Origin of the sequence: Croceitalea sp. MTPC6, from assembly GCF_036985525.1 — a bacterium.
In the GTDB taxonomy this organism is placed as follows: domain Bacteria; phylum Bacteroidota; class Bacteroidia; order Flavobacteriales; family Flavobacteriaceae; genus Croceitalea.
Genome location: NZ_BTGR01000001.1, coordinates 318,988 through 337,175 on the forward strand (window position 1 = coordinate 318,988; position 18,188 = coordinate 337,175).

Genomic DNA, 18,188 nt, shown 5'->3' on the forward strand with positions numbered 1-18,188 from the left:
ATTTTGTAAATATTCATTTCTGCTTTTTACTGGCAAAATCACCTTATATTTTGTAATTTTGCAAAAAATCATTCCTTATATATGAAAACAGACCCTAAGACCGATAATGATATTTCATTTAATGATTTTCAAGCACAAATTTTAAGTGATTATGAGATTGCGGTCACAAGTAGGGAATGTAGTCTCTTAGGTAGGCGTGAAGTTCTTACCGGAAAAGCAAAATTTGGAATTTTTGGAGATGGAAAGGAACTACCGCAATTAGCAATGGCCAGGTCTTTTCAAAACGGAGATTTTAGGAGTGGTTATTACAGAGACCAAACCTTTATGATGGCTCTTGGCCATTTAAATCCAAAAATATTTTTTCACGGTCTTTATGCCACAACGGATATTTCTAAAGAACCTATGAGTGCTGGTCGCCAAATGGGTGGACATTTTGTTACCCATAGTATTAATGAGGATGGCAGTTGGAAAAAATTAACGGAACAAAAAAACAGCAGCGCAGATATTTCCTGTACAGCTGGGCAAATGCCAAGATTATTAGGACTTGCTCAAGCTTCTAAAGTATATCGAAATGTTACTGGAATCGATACTACTAATTTTTCTGACAAAGGTAATGAAGTTGCATGGGGAACCATTGGCAACGCAAGTACCAGTGAAGGACATTTTTTTGAAACACTTAATGCAGCAGGTGTGCTGCAAGTTCCTATGATAATTAGTGTTTGGGACGATGCTTATGGAATTTCCGTACCCGCGGAATATCACACTACAAAAAGTGATATCTCAGAGGTTTTAAAGGGTTTTCAGCGTGATGAGAATAATAAAGGGTATGAAATTATAAAAGTACCTGGTTGGGATTACACAGCTTTGATTCATGCTTATGAAAATGCATCAGATATTGCCCGTGAAGAACATGTACCGGTATTAATACATGTAACGGAACTTACCCAACCACAAGGACACTCCACTTCTGGTTCACATGAGCGTTATAAATCGCAAGAGCGTTTGGAATGGGAAAGGGAAAATGATTGTAATAAGCGTTTTAGGGAATGGATTTTAGAAAACAATATCTCTAATGAAGAGGAACTAAAAGCCTTAGAAAAGAAAATAAAGCAAGAAGTACGACAAGCAAAAAAAGCTGCTTGGTCAGAATTTTTGCAGCCCCATATTGCTAAAAAGAAAGAGTTGGTTACACTTCTTAGCCTTGTAGCCGATAAAAGCCCTAATCGTACATTCATAAATAAAATCCAGAATGATTTAATAGCGATTGAAGAACCTATCAAAAAGGATTTGGCGTCCCATGCAAGAAAAGCACTAAGATATTGTATTGGGGAAGATTCTGATGAAAGGAAAGCGTTACAAAGTTGGATTTCGAAGTTTATGTCCGAAATCCAGCCAAAATTCAGTTCCCACTTATACTCAGAACTTTCGGAAAATGCTGTTACAAAAGAAAAAATAGCCCCTGTCTATGCAGACTCTGCTGAGCAAGTAGATGGAAGGGTTATCCTTAGGGACAATTTTGACAAGCTTTTTGAAAAATACCCAAATGCACTGGTCTTTGGGGAAGATACAGGCAATATTGGTGATGTAAATCAAGGGTTAGAAGGTTTACAGGAAAAATATGGTAAGTACAGAATAGCAGATACAGGTATTCGGGAAGCTACTATCATTGGCCAAGGAATAGGTTTAGCAATGAGGGGCCTAAGACCCATAGCAGAAATCCAGTACTTGGATTATATCATGTATGGATTACAGACACTTAGTGACGATCTTGCCACTTTACACTATAGAACTGTCGGCAAGCAAAAAGCACCATTAATTGTGCGTACTAGAGGACATAGGTTGGAAGGGATTTGGCATTCTGGTTCTCAAATGGGTGGTCTAATCCATTTGTTGAGGGGAATGTACATTTTAACCCCTAGAGACATGACCCAAGCAGCAGGATTTTATAACACCCTTATGAAAGCTGATGAGCCTGCTTTGGTCATTGAAAGTTTAAATGGGTATCGCCTAAAGGAAAATAAACCAACCAATTTGGGTGAGTTTTGCACACCTATTGGAGTTGTGGAAACTTTAAAACAAGGTGATGATATCACCATATTGTCCTATGGTTCCACCTTACGGATTGTTCTAAATGTCACCAATGAACTAAAAGAAGTTGGTATTGATGCTGAGGTGATAGATGCTCAATCGTTATTGCCCTTTGATATTAATCATAATGTGGTAAAAAGTCTTCAAAAAACAAACAGACTTTTAATTGTTGATGAAGATGTCCCTGGTGGATGCTCTGCATATTTACTACAGGAAATTATTGAGAAACAAGAAGGATATAAACATCTAGATAGTGCACCGCAGACCTTAACTGCAAAGGCACATCGCCCAGCTTATGCTACCGATGGCGACTATTTTTCAAAACCAAATGCTGAAGATATTTTTGAAAAAGTATATGATATAATGCACGAGGTAAATCCTCAAAACTACCCCAAACTCAGGTAAATAAATAAAAGCCTCACAGAGAAGTGAGGCTTTTTTATTTATTCAGTTTTCTAAATTATTAGTTCTTAATATCGGTATTATCTTCTTTCATGGCAGGAACTAAAGGTTTGCCATCAGCGTCAATTTCAATTATCTGATCAAACCCAAGTTCATCCAACTTACTTGCTATTTTAGCTCTATCTCCAACCATAAACCAATTAACAGCTTCTGGCTTTACCACTTTTTTACTAACCTCATGAACTTCGTTCAATGATAGGTCACGAACATTTTGATCGTATTTTTGGTAGTAATCATCAGGCAAGTCATATCTAACCAAGTTTGCAACAGAACTGTTTACAGAACTATTGGTTTCCCATTGGCCAGGTAACTTTAAAACCTGATTGGTTTTTACCTTAGTGAGCTCATCTTGGGTTGCTGGTCGTGTTGTTAAGAATTCTGAGATTTCCTTACGCAGTTCTGTTACGGATTCAGCTGTTTTGTCAGTTTGAACAGGTGCATACATTATAAATGGACGTTCTTCTTTGGCCCCTAACACAAAACCACCTGCCCCATAGGACCAGTGTTTATCTTCACGTAAATTCATATTGATTCTAGAAGTAAAATCTCCACCTAGAATACTTACCATTTGTTCTAAAGCTATTTCGGATATATCTCCATATTTTTCTGTCAAATGTCCAGCAATAATTACTGACTGTTGGGATTCAGGCCTATTCATTAAATAAAGAGTGTTCTTAGAATTTGCATTAGGTTTGTTAAATGCTATTGTAGGAACTTCACCTTTTTTCCATTTCCCCAAGCTTTTTTCCAATTTAGATTTTAAGTCACTCATTTCAACATCACCTGTAACCACTATGGTAGCATTATTGGGTTTTACCCAAGTGTTATAGAACTTGACAACATCATCTTTAGATAATTTTTCAACCGTTTCTTCATAACCAGTACCTGTATAAGGATTACTGTAGGGATGATCTTCACCATACATGTACTTGTTCATTACACGTAGAGCCATTGAAATAGGTTGTGATTTTTCTTGTTTTATACTATTGACTTGTTCATTCTTTAGTCGTTCAAACTCTTTTTGAGGAAATACTGGATTTAAAACTACATCAGAAAACAAGTCCAAGCTTGGACCAAAGCTTTGCTTTAGCGTTGTCATGTAAACATTTGACACATCCTGATTGGAAAACGTATTTAGGCTTGCACCTAATAACTGTAACTTCTCATTTATTTCCAGGGAGTTCATGTTCTTTGTCCCCTCATCCATTAAGTTCATGGCCAATTGTGCAGTACCAGGACTAGCTAAATAATCTGATTTATATCCTGCATCTATCATTAGGTTTACTACAATGGTTGGCACTCCAGTGCGTCTTGCCAACACAACATTTAATCCATTGGATAATTTAGCTCTTTCTAAATCTGGAAACTGAGAGCTTTTTTGTGGACCAAGAACTGGAAGCCTTGACCTATCAACTACCGATTGAGCTGAACTATATTCTGGAAACGGTTTACAAACTAAAGTGTGTTTCCCTTTTGTCAACCATTTTTTTGCAGTGTTCTTCAAATCTTCAGCAGTCGCAGTTTCAGCATAATTCAATACTGTCTTATAATATCCGGCATCACCAAAATAAGTTTGATTTGAAGCTAAAATATCTGATACCCCACCAAAGCCTCCTATTCTTTCCAGTCCTTTTATAAAGTTTGAAAAATAAGCAGCTTTAACTCTCTTGAGCTCGGCTTCCGTTGGTCCATTTTCTATGAAATTATTGATTTCAGCTAACAACTCTTTCTCTAATTTCTTATGGTCTTGACCTGGTTTAACATTCACCCATGTTACAAACCTGCTTGCAATCTCACTGGATGCTTGAAAAGAAACCACTGAACTGGCGGTCTGGTCTTCATAAATGAACTTCTTATACAACCTTGAGTTTTTTCCACTTGTAAGAACAGCAGAAATTAAATCAAAATGAATATCTTCTTTAGCACCAAACTGTGGCGTGTTCCACGCGAATAAAACACGGGTTTCCGGAACTCTATCTTCATAAACTTGATATGTATCCAATCCATGGTCAGGAATATTAACTTCTTGCCTTTCAATAGTTGGTCCGGAAGGGATATCACCAAAATATTTTAGCACTTTTTGATATACCTCTTGTGGGTTTACATCACCTGCAACAGCAACAACAGCATTTGCAGTACCATAGTATGACTTAAACCACTCTTGGACATCTTCAAGTGAAGCAGCGTTCAAATCTTCCATTTCTCCAATAACGGTCCATGAGTATGGATGTCCTTTGGGATACATAGCTTTTGTTAGATAATCCCATTGCTTCCCGTATGGTTGGTTTTCACCTTGTCTTTTTTCATTTTGTACTACACCGCGCTGTTCATCTAACCTTTCCTGATCTATGGCGCCTAACAAATGCCCCATTCTATCAGACTCTAGAAAAAGAACCTGATCTAATGCCGAAACTGGAACGTTCTGAAAATAATTTGTTCGATCATTATTAGTAGTGCCATTCAGGTCTGTACCCCCAATACTTTCTAAGGCTTGGAAATAATCTTTATTATAGTTCTCACTTCCGTTAAACATTAAATGTTCAAAAAGATGTGCAAAACCGCTTTTGCCGGGCTTCTCATTTTTGGAGCCCACATGGTACCATACATTAACCGCTGCTATTGGTGCTTTATGGTCTTCGTGGACAAGTAATGTTAGTCCGTTTGGTAATTTAAAACTCTCGTATTTAATTTCTATATCACTTGCTTTAAACTGAAAATCTTGTGCGGAAATACCAGTTAAAGAAAGAAATAAAAAAGTGAGACATAAAACTGTGTTTTTCATTGTATTCTAGTTTTTAAATAATTGATTGATAAATTTTTAACCTCTACAATTTACTAATAAGTTTTTGTTTTTGGAGACGATAAAAACTCTTTTTCAAACGAAAAGAAATTAGATATTGAATAAAAAGATTAATTTGCAATAATTAAATTTCCCCCAAGAATGAAAAAATCACTTTTAACAGATTTAGGACTTGCAATACTAAGAGTAGGTATTTCCTTAATGATGATATTTGGACATGGCCTCGGCAAGTTCCAAAATCTAATCGCAGGTAATTTCGAATTTCCAAACCCAATAGGAATTGGCTCAACCCCCTCACTTTTTTTAGCAGTAATTGGAGAGTTTATTGCGCCAATATTGATACTTGTTGGTTATAAAACCAGATTAGCAGCTATCCCAGCTGCATTAACTATGGCAGTTGCCTTTTTTGCAGTGCATATATCAGACCCCTTTAAAGTTCAAGAGAAAGCCTTATTGTATCTTTTAGTTTTTATCGTAATTGTTTTTGTAGGTCCAGGAAAATTTAGTGTAGATAAAAAGTGATTAAATAATCTTGACTAAAAGTTCTTTAAGTAAATCAAAGTGGCTGGTGTTTTGCGCATTTACCCCTTTGCCCTTTAAATCCATCTCCCTTAGATTTGAAACTATCTTACTAACCCTTTTCATGGGGTAGTTTTTGGCAGCTACTTGGTATTCATCCACAAAATAAGGGCTTACTCCCAATACAGAAGCAACATTCCTCGGAGAATGGTCACTTAATCCATGATACTTAAGAAGCTGGGTGAAAAAACTATTGAGCAAGGTAACCGTTAGAACAAATGGATTATCTTTTGGATTCTGGGCAAAATAATTTATGATACGGCTTGCTTTTGAAATATTTCGCTCTCCAATTGCTTTCTTTAATTCAAAATTATTGAAGTCCTTACTTATACCAATATGTTCTTCGATTACTGATGGTGTTATTTCAGTTCCGGGTTTTACAACTAAAAACAATTTCTCTAACTCATTATTTATCCTGCTCAAATCTGTCCCAAGAAATTCCACTAATAAAGCAGCAGCTTTTGGCGAAATTTGATACTTTTTTCCATTAAGTACTCTACGTATCCAATCTGCAACTTGATTCTCATAAAGTTTTTTACTTTCAAATAAAACCCCAGTTTTTTGAACAGTCTTATATAGCTTCTTTCTTTTATCAAGCTTTTTATACTTATAACAAACTACTAAAACTGTTGTTGGTTGTGGGTTTTCGGCATAAGAAACTAAATTTTCTATGGTCCTTGAAAGTTCCTGTGCTTCTTTAACAATAACAACCTGATGCTCTGCCATCATTGGAAAGCGCTTTGCATTGGCAACAATGTCATCTACAGAAGTTTCTTTTCCGTAAAATGACATCTGATTAAATCCGCGCTCTTCTTCGGTCAATACACTATTAGCAATAAAGTCTGAAATTTTATCAATATAGTAAGGCTCCTCACCCATTAAAAAATAGAGGGGTTTTAGATTTTTTTGTTTTATATCAGTTACAATTGCTTTTACAGCTTCCATTTAAAAAAATTCACCAAATTTGCTCAATGCAGCCATTGAATTTTCCAGAATACAAGTTCCGTTTCAAAAGTAGCGAAAATAGCATCCATGTTTTTGACATTATCCGTAAAAAATTTGTGGCCTTACAACCCGAAGAATGGGTTAGACAACATGTGGTTCATTTTCTAATTGAAGAAAAAAAATATCCAAGAAGTATCATCAATGTTGAAAAACAAATTTTGGTAAACAATCTTAAAAAAAGGTTTGATGTCGTCGTATTTAATACAAATGGTAGTATTAAAGTTTTAGTTGAATGCAAATCCCCAAAAATAAAAATAGACCAATATACATTTGACCAAATAGCTCGCTATAACCTCAAATTAAATGCCGAATACTTAATGGTCACCAATGGTTTACAACACTATTACTGCCAAATGGACCTAAAGAAAGAAAAATATTCTTTTTTAAAGGAAATTCCTGATTTTAGCCGTTAATTTGCCTCCGTTTTGAAACTCGCAATAGTCATATTAAATTGGAACGGGGCAGAATTACTCAAAAAGTATTTGCCATCTGTAATTGAGCATTCTCACGGTGCGGACATTTATGTTATTGATAATGCTTCTACAGATGATTCGGTTAAGGTCTTAAAAAATGAGTTCCCACATATTGATATTGTCATAAATAAGGAAAATCATGGTTTTGCCGGAGGCTATAATATTGGGCTCAAAAGTATTCATGCTGATTACTATTGTCTCCTTAATTCCGATGTAGAGGTTACCGAAAATTGGTTGAAACCCATTATAAATGGATTCACTGAAATTCCAAAAGCAACAATCATTCAACCTAAAATTTTAGATTTAAAACGGAAGGGTTATTTTGAATATGCAGGGGCTGCCGGAGGTTTTATAGATAAGTTAGGCTATCCATTCTGCCGCGGACGTATTTTCCAATCATTAGAAGAGGATAAAGGTCAATATGATGATATTAAAGAAGTTTTTTGGGCAACTGGTGCCTGTATGTTTATTAAATCTGATGTTTTCTGGGAGCTGAATGGTTTTGATACAGATTATTTTGCACATCAAGAAGAAGTAGACCTATGTTGGCGTGCAAAAAATAACGGGCATAAGGTGTATTATGTTGGTCAAAGTAAAGTATATCACCTTGGTGGTTCCACATTGAGCAATATGAATCCAAAAAAAACATTCTTAAACTTTAGGAATTCCCTCTACTCTATCACAAAAAATTTACCTAGAAGAAAAGCATTTCTAATTATCTTTTTTAGATTGATTTTAGACGGAGTAGCAGCTCTTAGGTTTCTCTTCCAGCTAAAACCAAAACATTTCCTTGCTGTGTTTAAAGCACATTTGAGCTTTTATGCCAACTTTTCCAAAATCTATAGAAAACGCGAAAAAGCTAATTTTATATTAAAATACTATCTTGTGACATCTATAGTATGGGCACATTTCGTACATCAAATAAGAAATTTTAACATTTTAGTAAAAGATTAACTAGAATAGGGTATCAGAGCATATCATTTTATATAATTTTGAAACCTAACTAACAGTTAATCGCAAAAATTAAATCATGAAAAAAGTTATACTCGGAACACTTTCACTTGTAGTTTTATTATCTTCTTGTGTATCGCAAAAGAAATATGCGGAACTAGAAGCCAAACAAAAAGAAACTCAAGATTTATTAAACTCAGCTACTGTTAAGCTTAATGACTGCTTAGAGGAAAAAGCAACTGCTTCATCTAGGTTAAGTGCTCTAGAAGAGCAAAATGCTTTCTTAAAAGCAAACAACCAAGAACTGATAAATAACATGGGGGATTTAACTACCTTGACTGCTAAAGGTGCAGAAAACCTTGAAAAATCCCTTGAAAGCTTACAAGAAAAGGATTTAACCATCAGAAGATTGCAAGATGCCGTTACCAGAAGAGATTCTGTAAACCTATCGTTAGTGCAAAGTTTAAAAGGTGTACTTGGAAACTTGGATGATGAAGACATTGAAGTAAGTGTAGAGAAAGGTGTTGTTTTTGTTTCTATCTCCGATAAACTATTGTTTAGAAGTGGAAGTTACAACGTTACCAATGCTGCCAAGGAAGTATTAGGTAAAGTTGCTAAGGTTGTGAACAACAAGCCAGATTTTGAATTCATGGTTGAAGGACATACAGATAACGTACCTTATAGAAGTGGTGTTCTTTTAGATAACTGGGATTTAAGTGCTAAACGTGCAACGTCAATTGTAAGAGTCTTACAGAACGATTTTAGCGTAGACCCAAAAAGAATGACTGCTGCTGGTAGAAGCTTCTATGTTCCTCTAGTTAGTAATGACAATGCTGCTGAAAGAGCTAAAAATAGAAGAACTAGAATTGTAGTACTTCCAAAAATCGACCAGTTCTACAGTATGATAGAAGAAGGAATGAAAGACCCTGCTATTAATGGTGGTGGAAACTAAGAATTCCCTAATTGCATAAAATTTAAAAAGCAGCCAGTTGGCTGCTTTTTTTATACCTTATAAATTAAAACTGAGCATTATAATACATCTAAATTGCCTTTTCCTTCACGGACAATTTCTGGAGGGCTTATGGATAAATCAATAACCGTAGAAGCTACATTATCCCCATAACCCCCATCGATCACAATATCAACTAGGTTTTGCCATTTTTCAAAAATCAAATCTGGGTCAGTAGTATATTCCAAAACGTCATCCTCATCCCTAATGGATGTGGAAACTATTGGATTGCCCAATTCGCTCACTAAAGCTTGTGCAATACTATTATCAGGCACTCGAATACCCACTGTGTTACGCTTTTTAAAGTCCTTTGGTAAATTGTTATTCCCTGGCAAAATAAAAGTGTAGGGACCAGGTAAAGCGCGTTTTAATATTTTAAAAGTAGCGGTATCTATTTGCTTTACGTAGTCCGAAAGATTACTTAAATCCGCACAAATAAAAGACCAATTGGCCTTAGCTAATTTTATTCCCTTAATCCGAGCTATCTTTTCTAGTGCACGGCTTTTAGTAATGTCACATCCTAAACCATAAACTGTGTCCGTTGGATAAATGACCAATCCACCATCGCGAAGCACCTTAACTACTTTTGTAATCTCTTTAGGATTAGGGTTCTCATCATATATTTTGATAAACTCAGCCACAAAATATGTTTTAGTTCATTAATTAGCTTTACAAAAAACTTCATAGTCGTACGCTAACTGCTTTAGTTTTTTTAAATTTTTAGGAAAATAAGCTCCTCTATTTATTTTTTCTAGAATTTTCGGACATTCTTTAAAAACTCTTTTAGCAGAACGTAAAAAGGCTTTTTGATTATGGTAATTTAAAAAATAGGTGTCACTATCATAAGGAGGTAATTCCTTTGTCTGAAAGAAGACTAGCTCGTGTTTAACAAAGTTAGGGGTTTCAATTGCTTCAAATAACCTAACACTATTATTCTCATAAACCAATTCATTGAAGCCCTTTCCAACATTACCTTTCATATTTCTTAAATAATAAGCCCTTAAAGTATCAACTTGAAACTCTCCTCGCGAATGTATTTTTTTAGCCGTTATCGAATCGAATAAATCTATTTGTGTTAAAATTCGTTGTATCTCATTTACAGGAACCTTCCTATATAATTCCACATTCTTTACTTTTAGAACTTTCCAGTCTTTGGTCTTTTTGCCAGTAGGTTTTTCTTTTGAAAACACTATGGATTGTAATGCTACCGAGTTAAGATAACCGTATCCATTTAGAACGCTATCATTTAAAGTTTTAAACTTAACCGGAACAAAAGATGCGCTAGACTGTTCTTTCTTTAAAGACCTATACCCAAATTGAGCATTTAGATTCCCTAAAAAATAAAAGGAAATTAAAAATATAAGGAAAACTTTATTCATCCAATTAAGATATAAAAAAGCAGCTATTGATTCAACACTTCCAACTTAGCAAAACGTAATAATAGCTTTTTTACATTACCGTTGTCAAATTTAATTTCAGCCTTTTTATCGTTGCCCACTCCTTCGATTTTTAACACTTTACCTTTACCAAAACGGGTATGGTTAACCATCGCCCCTTCAACTAAATTGGCATCAATTACATTGGTGTTCGCAGTTGGTTCAGAAATTTGTGGCTTTAACTTTCTGAGTTTACGCAACTGGTTTTCATTGGGGCCTTTTATACTAGGTGGTGTCCCGTTCTTTGGCTTTATCTGACGAAGCTTACTTTTATCTACTTCGCCAAAAATATCACCGCTTATAGGAGATTTGTAACGGTAACCATCATTAACCGGAGTTAAGTTTTCCACATACTGCTCCTCAATCTCCTCCAAAAATCGACTTGGTTCAGCATCTATCAATTTTCCCCAACGGTAACGATTTTGGGTATAGGTCAAATACGCTTGCTTTTCTGCACGGGTCAATGCCACATAAAACAACCTTCGCTCCTCCTCTAGCTCACTGCGGGTATTCATGCTCATTGCTGATGGAAATAAATCCTCTTCCATTCCTACGATATACACATATGGAAACTCCAATCCTTTTGCCAAGTGGATGGTCATTAAGGCTACTCTATCATCATCGCCTGTATCTTTATCCAAATCTGAAGCTAATGCGACATCTTCTAAAAACTCCGTGAGACTACCTGTTGCTTCTGCCAATTCTTTTTGCCCCTCCACGAAATCTTGAATACCATTGAGCAATTCCTCAATGTTCTCCATCCTACCTATGCCCTCTGGAGTACCATCTTTCTTAAATTCTAACAGCAATCCTGTTTTCTTAGCAACATGCTCGGCAAGCACAAATGCATCTGAGCCTTCATTCATAATCTGAAAGCTTTTGATCATGGTCACAAAATCTTCCAGTTTTCTAGAAGTGCCTGCATTGATTTTAAGCTCTAGCTTGGATAGATTTTCAATAACTTCAAAAATAGAGCGTCCGTAATGATTGGCAGCAACCACTAACTTATCTATAGTAGTTTGCCCAATTCCACGTGCCGGAAAGTTTATAATTCGTTTTAATGCTTCCTCATCCTTTGGATTAACAATCAAACGCAAATATGCCAATACATCTTTGATTTCCTTTCGCTGGTAAAAGGAGAGTCCTCCATAAATACGGTATGGGATATCTTTTTTCCGCAAAGCATCTTCAATAGATCGCGACTGGGAGTTAGTACGATATAGCACAGCAAATTCACCATTTTTCATTTGGTGCTGCATGCGATTTTCAAAAATAGAAGCTGCTACATAACGTCCTTCTTCAGCATCCGTGATACTGCGATGAACCTTAATTTTATCTCCTTCGTCATTTGAGGTCCAAACTACTTTTTCTAACTGATTTTTATTTTTGGCTATAATAGAATTCGCAGCATTTACAATGTTCTTTGTAGATCTATAGTTCTGCTCCAAACGGTACATGCCCACATCGTCATAATCACGCTGAAAGTTTAGAATATTACTGATATTCGCCCCTCGGAAAGAATAAATGCTTTGTGCATCATCCCCTACTACACATATATTTTGATAACGGTCAGCGAGTGCCTTTACAATTAAATATTGTGAGTGATTGGTATCTTGGTACTCATCTACCAAAATATACCTAAAGCGGTCTTGATACTTCATTAAAACCTCAGGGAATCGCGTCAGCAATTCGTTAGTTCTTAGTAAAAGATCGTCAAAATCCATTGCTCCAGCCTTAAAACAACGATCTACATAGTTTTGGTATATTTCTCCCAGTCTAGGGCGTTTTGCCATGGCATCAGCTTCAACCAATTCTGGGTTCTGAAAATAGGCCTTCACTGTGATTAGACTATTCTTGTAGGAGGAAATCCTATTCTGAATTTGTTTGTATTTGTATATATCCTTGTCCAAGCCCATCTCCTTTATAATAGAAGCAATAAGGCGTTGTGAGTCTTGCGTATCGTAAATAGTGAAATTATTTGGGTAGCCCAATTTATCCCCATCAAAACGAAGCAATTTGGCAAAAACGGAATGGAAGGTCCCCATCCACAGATTTTTAGCTTCAGAATTACCAACAATATCCGCAATACGCTTCTTCATTTCACGTGCTGCTTTATTGGTAAAGGTTAACGCTAAAATATTAAATGAATCTACGCCTTGCGCCATTAGGTGCGCTATACGATAGGTTAAAACCCTAGTTTTACCCGAGCCGGCACCAGCAATTACCATAAGCGGTCCATCTTTATGCAAAACGGGTGCTAGTTGGGCTTCATTTAATCCTTTTAAATATGCAATCTCTTTCTCCACAAATAAAAACTCAAAAGGTGAAATTAGCCAATCTACTCGGTTTGTTGAAACGAAGCTTTAAATACTTTTGAACAGCAAATGGTATTTCGCCCAGTTTTAAATATATTTAGACCTTATGAGTAAAAAATACTTCTTTTTATCCCTGTTGGCACTAGGTTATTTTGCAGGTGTGGCCCAAGAAAAAAAAGCAGGTCCCATAATCGCAGATTACGGAAAAGTTTGGCAAATTGAAAATCAAGATTATAAGATTAAAAAAGATACTGAGCTAAAGGTTGTTTTTGATATTATGAACAGCCCCGAGGACAAATCATCCTTAAATAAAAGTATTGAAACTGCTGCACGGTTTTTAAATATGCATGCCCAAAGCGGCGTTACAAAAGAAAATATGAAAGTAGCTCTTGTAGTGCACAACAGAGCTTCCAAAGATATCATCACCAACGCCGCGTATAAAAAACGCTACGACATTGATAACCCAAATTCAGAAATGGTAGAACAGTTGATGGATGCTGGAGTAGAATTTATATTTTGTGGTCAATCTTCATTATCTAGGGATTTCCCAATAGAAGATACAATTACTGGAGTACAACTGTCGCTTTCTGCTATGACCGCTCTGATTCAGTTACAAAATAATGGTTACCGTCTTATTAAATTTTAAAATAACAACTCATGAATAAATTATTGCTATTAGGAATATGTTTTGTAACAACAAGTGCAATTGCGCAAGGCCCTAATCTTGGAAAAGATTACGAAAAAATAGAACAAAAAGTGATTGAATGGCGCCATGACATTCATCAAAACCCAGAACTGGGCAACCGTGAATTTAAAACTGCTGAAAAGATTGCCAACCATCTAAAATCTCTTGGGATAGAAGTACAAACTGACGTAGCCCATACTGGGGTTGTAGGGCTTTTAAATGGGAATAATCCAGGAAAAGTAGTAGCACTGAGAGCTGATATTGATGCCTTACCCGTTACAGAACGAAACGATTTACCATATAAATCCACAGTTACTTCAGAATTTTTAGGGGAGAAAGTTGGCGTTATGCACGCCTGCGGACATGACACACATACTGCCATTCTAATGGGTGTTGCTGAAATACTTTCTAAAAACAAGGACAAAATAAACGGTACTGTGAAGTTTATTTTCCAGCCTGCAGAAGAAGGGCCACCACCAGGTGAAGAAGGAGGAGCACTATTAATGGTAAAAGAGGGCGTGATGGAAAACCCAAAAGTGGACGCGATTTTTGGATTACATATCAACTCACAAGCACCAGTTGGAATGATTCGGTATAAATCTGGAGGCACAATGGCTGCAGCGCAAAGCTTCACTATCAAAGTAAATGGAAAACAAAGTCACGGTTCACAACCGTGGTCTGGAGTTGATCCCATTCTTATAAGTGCAAAAATTATTGATGGATTGCAAACCATTATTAGTCGTGAAACTAAACTTACAGAAGAAGCAGCTGTAATTACCGTAGGTAAAATTAAAAGTGGGGTACGTTTTAATATTATTCCCGAAAGTGCTGAAATGATAGGTACTATAAGAACATTGGACTATGATATGAAAGACAAATTGAACAAAAGAATGGTAGAAATGGTAGAAACCATCGCCAAAGCTTACGGAGGTACCGCGACTTGCGAAATAAAAGATGCAACAGATATCACCTACAACGACCCAGCTCTTGTAACGCAAATGCTCCCAACACTAGAGCGAGTTGCAGGTAATGATAATGTTGTAATCCAAAAAGCAATAACAGGTGCAGAAGATTTCTCTTATTTTCAACGGGAAGCGCCAGGGTTTTTCTTCTTTCTGGGAGGAATGACCCCAGGGAATACAGAATCTTTTCCACATCATACTCCTGATTTCATGATAGATGATGCCGGAATGCAATTGGGGGTAAAAGCTATGACAGAATTAACATTGGATTATCTCGATAGCGGCAAATAATTATTTCCAAGTAAGAATACTTTTGGATGGAAAAGAAAAATAGAGGCTTTTTGTATAGCATTATTGGAATGATCTTTACCTCTTTGGGGATGGGGCTTCTTGTAATGGAGAAACCTGGATGGTCATACCTTTCCTGTACTATTATTGGGGTTCTATTGGCCTTATACGGAGTAATCAAAATAGTTATCGACAATAAGAAAAAACATAGTTGAAATTTAGCAAATGGATGAGGTATTAACTTTTTTAGGAAATATCCCATGGTGGTTATGGGTCATATCTATTTTAGTGCTCGTAGCAATTAGAGATATTTTTTTTCAACGTTCCCATACCATAAACCATAACTTCCCAATTGTAGGTCATTTGCGTTACTGGTTGGAAAGTATTGGTCCAGAAATGCGACAATATTTTGTGGCCAACAACAGGGAGGAATTACCTTTCAATAGGATTGAAAGAGGTTGGATTTATGCTTCCGCAAAGAGCGAAAATAACTATGAGGGCTTTGGAACGGACAGGGATGTATATGCACACCAACATATTTTTGTTAAAAATGCAATGATTGGTTATCAAGTATCAGATAAACACCCAAATAAAGAAAATCCATATTTTTTACCTTGTGCAAAAGTGATGGGCGCGTATAATAAACGTAAAAAACCATATCGCCCGGCCTCAGTAATCAATGTTTCCGCAATGAGTTTTGGTTCTTTATCAGCAGCAGCTGTGGAAGCAATGAACAAGGGGGTTCAGAAAGCAGAAGCCTATCACAATACGGGAGAAGGCGGTCTTTCACCTTATCATAAACAAGGTGGGGATGTCGTTTTTCATTTTGGAACGGGTTATTTTGGAGTGCGCTCTAAAGATGGTAATCTTTCTATTGATAAAATGAAGGTCTTGGTTGATGAAAACCCGTGTATCAAAGCTATTGAAGTAAAGCTTTCCCAAGGTGCCAAACCGGGTAAGGGTGGGGTTTTGCCTGGAGCAAAAATCACCAAAGAAATTGCAGAAATTCGTGGTGTTGAAGTAGGAAAAGATGTGTTGTCACCTGCAACACATAAAGCTTTTTCTTCCATATCTGAATTGCATGAACTCGTAGAAAAAATAGCGGACGAAACTGGCTTACCTGTTGGAATAAAAGGTGCAATCGGAAAATTGGACCAATGGATAGAACTTGCTGATTTAATGAAGAAAACCGGTAAAGGCCCAGATTTTATAGCTGTTGACGGTGGTGAAGGTGGTACCGGAGCAGCACCACCAAGTTTTGCAGATCACGTATCCCTACCTTGGGTGTATGGTTTTACTAGTTTGTATAAAATCTTCCAAGAGCGGGGATTAACTGAAAGAATTGTTTTTGTGGGAAGTGGAAAATTAGGTTTTCCCGCAAAAGCTGCTATGGCATTTGCCATGGGTGTGGATTGTATTAATGTGGCCAGGGAGGCCATGATGAGCATTGGTTGCATTCAAGCACAGATTTGTCATACTAACCGCTGTCCAGCTGGTGTGGCCACACAAAGCAAATGGTTACAGTCAGGTATTGATGTTACCTTAAAATCTGAACGCTTGGCACAATATTTTAAAACCTTTAGGAAAGAGGTTTTAGAAGTGACCCATGCTGCCGGCTATGAACATCCCGCACAATTTATGATGACAGATATTCAAGTTAACGTAGATGATGATTACCTTAGCAGTGATTTAAAATCTGTCTATGGGTACGAAAAGACCCCAGTTGATTTTAACGGAGTTCAAGAACTTTATGATTGCACCTATTTGGGCGGAAAAACGAATTTTTAATTATGAAAAAACTATTACCCTTAATCTTATTTTTAATTACATCAGTAGTGATTCAGGCTCAAAAGAAGAGTGAGTTAATTACAAAGGTTGCTGAACTTGAGAAAACCATTTTGGCATTGAATGACTCCGTTTCCGTAGCAAAACGTCAGATTAATGCCTCAGATTCCAAGGCAGAGCTATTTGAAAAAGAAAATACCGAGCTCCGTAATGCTAATGCAACGCTATTGCAAAATTTGACGAGTTTTTCAAAAATCTCAAAGCAGAACACGGAAACTGTAAATAACGCTTTGACAAGTTTAAATCAGAAAGAGCAAGAGCTGAATCTAATTAGGGATACTTTCTTGAAGAATGATTCCATTACCATCCAATTGTTGACTCAAACCAAACAAACTATGGGAGCAGGTGCAAAAGTTGGAATCACTGATGGTGAGCTCTTAATTTCCAATTCCTTGGATAGCTTGTTTGGTTCAGATACTGCAATAAAGCTAACAGAAGGTGGCCTCGCATGGGCAAAAAAAGTGGGTGAACTAATTAAGGCCAATCCGGATAGATCTGTTATAGTGGAAGGCTTGAATATTACTGGAGAATTTGAACAAAGCTATAATCAAGCCACGGCAGTAGCTAACGGCATATTGAAAACGGAAGGTATAGAACCTAACAAAATAAAAGTTTTGGTAAAAGACGGGAATTTTAAAGAAGGGGTTTCCGTAAGAATTGGTCCAAACCATAAGGCTTTTTACACAATGCTAAAAACTGAGTTCAAATAGCAATAGGTATACTTTTAGAAAAAAAAATACGTTCTTAATTCATCAAAACCTAAACGAATTATGACCGGAGACCAAATTTTCCAACTTTTTGCTTACCTATTACCATCTGTAGTTACAGGTTTAATCGCTTTTTACTTTTTTAGGCTCCACACGCGAAACGAAGATGGTAGAAGACGTTTTTTATTGCACAAAGACTCTCAAAAAGACACACTGCCAGTAAGATTACAAGCTTATGAGCGTATGGCCTTATTTCTAGAGCGTATTGCCATTAATAGTCTTGTGGTAAGGGTTGCACCAAAAAGTAAGGATAAAGCTGCTTACGAAAATCTACTTATCAAAAATGTAGAAGATGAGTTCGATCATAATCTATCACAACAAATTTATATGACTGATGAATGTTGGAATGTCATAAAAGCGGCCAAAAGTGCAACAATACAAATTATAAGATCTGCAGGTATGAGCGAATCTGACTCCGCAGATAAACTTCGTGAAGATATTCTGACCCAAATGATAGAAAAGCAATCCCCTTCTGCAACTGCTTTAGCATTTGTGAAGAAAGAGGTAGGTGATTTGTGGTAAT

Annotated in this window: 16 protein-coding genes; 11 read left to right on the forward strand and 5 right to left on the reverse strand. The window is 36.4% G+C overall.

The window, feature by feature from the left end; all coding sequences use genetic code 11:
* Positions 1 to 81 precede the first annotated feature (81 nt).
* A complete protein-coding gene (locus AACP56_RS01505; protein ID WP_339334194.1) occupies positions 82 to 2,493 on the forward strand; it encodes an alpha-ketoacid dehydrogenase subunit alpha/beta in 2,412 nt (803 codons plus the stop codon).
* Between the two features lie 58 nt (positions 2,494 to 2,551).
* On the opposite strand, the gene AACP56_RS01510 is transcribed toward AACP56_RS01505, so the two are convergent.
* Entirely contained in the window at positions 2,552 to 5,332 is a 2,781-nt protein-coding gene (locus AACP56_RS01510) for a M16 family metallopeptidase (protein WP_339334192.1), read from the reverse strand.
* Between the two features lie 159 nt (positions 5,333 to 5,491).
* Here AACP56_RS01510 and AACP56_RS01515 point away from each other — a divergent pair, with 159 nt between their 5' ends.
* Positions 5,492 to 5,872, forward strand: a complete 381-nt coding sequence (locus AACP56_RS01515) for a DoxX family protein (RefSeq protein ID WP_339334190.1) — start codon at positions 5,492 to 5,494, stop codon at positions 5,870 to 5,872.
* On the opposite strand, the gene holA is transcribed toward AACP56_RS01515, so the two are convergent.
* Complete coding sequence (holA, locus tag AACP56_RS01520; RefSeq protein WP_339334188.1) at positions 5,873 to 6,874, reverse strand: DNA polymerase III subunit delta; 1,002 nt, start codon at positions 6,872 to 6,874, stop codon at positions 5,873 to 5,875.
* 26 nt (positions 6,875 to 6,900) lie between these two features.
* Between holA and AACP56_RS01525 the strand changes: the two genes are divergently transcribed.
* The 3 genes from AACP56_RS01525 (at position 6,901) to AACP56_RS01535 (ending at position 9,310) form a co-directional block, all read left to right on the forward strand.
* The gene (locus AACP56_RS01525) at positions 6,901 to 7,347 is read left to right on the forward strand and encodes a type I restriction enzyme HsdR N-terminal domain-containing protein (protein ID WP_339334186.1); all 447 of its coding nucleotides are present in this window, start codon (positions 6,901 to 6,903) and stop codon (positions 7,345 to 7,347) included.
* A 12-nt stretch (positions 7,348 to 7,359) separates the two neighbouring features.
* The gene (locus tag AACP56_RS01530; RefSeq protein WP_339334184.1) at positions 7,360 to 8,361 is read left to right on the forward strand and encodes a glycosyltransferase family 2 protein; all 1,002 of its coding nucleotides are present in this window, start codon (positions 7,360 to 7,362) and stop codon (positions 8,359 to 8,361) included.
* Positions 8,362 to 8,437: 76 nt separating this feature from the next.
* Entirely contained in the window at positions 8,438 to 9,310 is an 873-nt protein-coding gene (locus AACP56_RS01535; protein ID WP_339334182.1) for an OmpA/MotB family protein, read from the forward strand.
* A gap of 77 nt (positions 9,311 to 9,387) precedes the next feature.
* Here the strand turns inward: AACP56_RS01535 and AACP56_RS01540 are convergent, their stop codons facing one another.
* From AACP56_RS01540 to AACP56_RS01550, 3 genes are read right to left on the reverse strand one after another with little or no spacing between them, the layout of a single operon-like run.
* Entirely contained in the window at positions 9,388 to 10,008 is a 621-nt protein-coding gene (locus AACP56_RS01540; protein WP_339334180.1) for an L-threonylcarbamoyladenylate synthase, read from the reverse strand.
* Between the two features lie 18 nt (positions 10,009 to 10,026).
* The gene (locus tag AACP56_RS01545) at positions 10,027 to 10,746 is read right to left on the reverse strand and encodes a hypothetical protein (protein ID WP_339334178.1); all 720 of its coding nucleotides are present in this window, start codon (positions 10,744 to 10,746) and stop codon (positions 10,027 to 10,029) included.
* Positions 10,747 to 10,769: 23 nt separating this feature from the next.
* Positions 10,770 to 13,109 carry an ATP-dependent helicase gene (locus AACP56_RS01550; RefSeq protein ID WP_339334176.1) on the reverse strand — a complete coding sequence of 780 codons (2,340 nt, stop codon included), beginning with the start codon at positions 13,107 to 13,109 and terminating at the stop codon, positions 10,770 to 10,772.
* A gap of 115 nt (positions 13,110 to 13,224) precedes the next feature.
* Here AACP56_RS01550 and AACP56_RS01555 point away from each other — a divergent pair, with 115 nt between their 5' ends.
* The 6 genes from AACP56_RS01555 to AACP56_RS01580 are packed head-to-tail and all read left to right on the forward strand — an operon-like array spanning position 13,225 to position 18,187.
* A complete protein-coding gene (locus tag AACP56_RS01555; protein WP_339334174.1) occupies positions 13,225 to 13,764 on the forward strand; it encodes a DsrE family protein in 540 nt (179 codons plus the stop codon).
* Positions 13,765 to 13,775: 11 nt separating this feature from the next.
* On the forward strand, positions 13,776 to 15,056 hold the full coding sequence (locus tag AACP56_RS01560; protein WP_339334172.1) for an amidohydrolase: 1,281 nt from the start codon (positions 13,776 to 13,778) through the stop codon (positions 15,054 to 15,056).
* Positions 15,057 to 15,082: 26 nt separating this feature from the next.
* Positions 15,083 to 15,268 carry a hypothetical protein gene (locus tag AACP56_RS01565; protein WP_339334170.1) on the forward strand — a complete coding sequence of 62 codons (186 nt, stop codon included), beginning with the start codon at positions 15,083 to 15,085 and terminating at the stop codon, positions 15,266 to 15,268.
* 10 nt (positions 15,269 to 15,278) lie between these two features.
* Entirely contained in the window at positions 15,279 to 16,841 is a 1,563-nt protein-coding gene (locus AACP56_RS01570; RefSeq protein WP_339334168.1) for an FMN-binding glutamate synthase family protein, read from the forward strand.
* A gap of 2 nt (positions 16,842 to 16,843) precedes the next feature.
* Positions 16,844 to 17,608 (forward strand): hypothetical protein, encoded by a 765-nt coding sequence (locus AACP56_RS01575; protein ID WP_339334166.1) that lies wholly within the window; start codon positions 16,844 to 16,846, stop codon positions 17,606 to 17,608.
* Between the two features lie 60 nt (positions 17,609 to 17,668).
* On the forward strand, positions 17,669 to 18,187 hold the full coding sequence (locus AACP56_RS01580) for a DUF7935 family protein (protein WP_339334164.1): 519 nt from the start codon (positions 17,669 to 17,671) through the stop codon (positions 18,185 to 18,187).
* Position 18,188 lies beyond the last annotated feature (1 nt).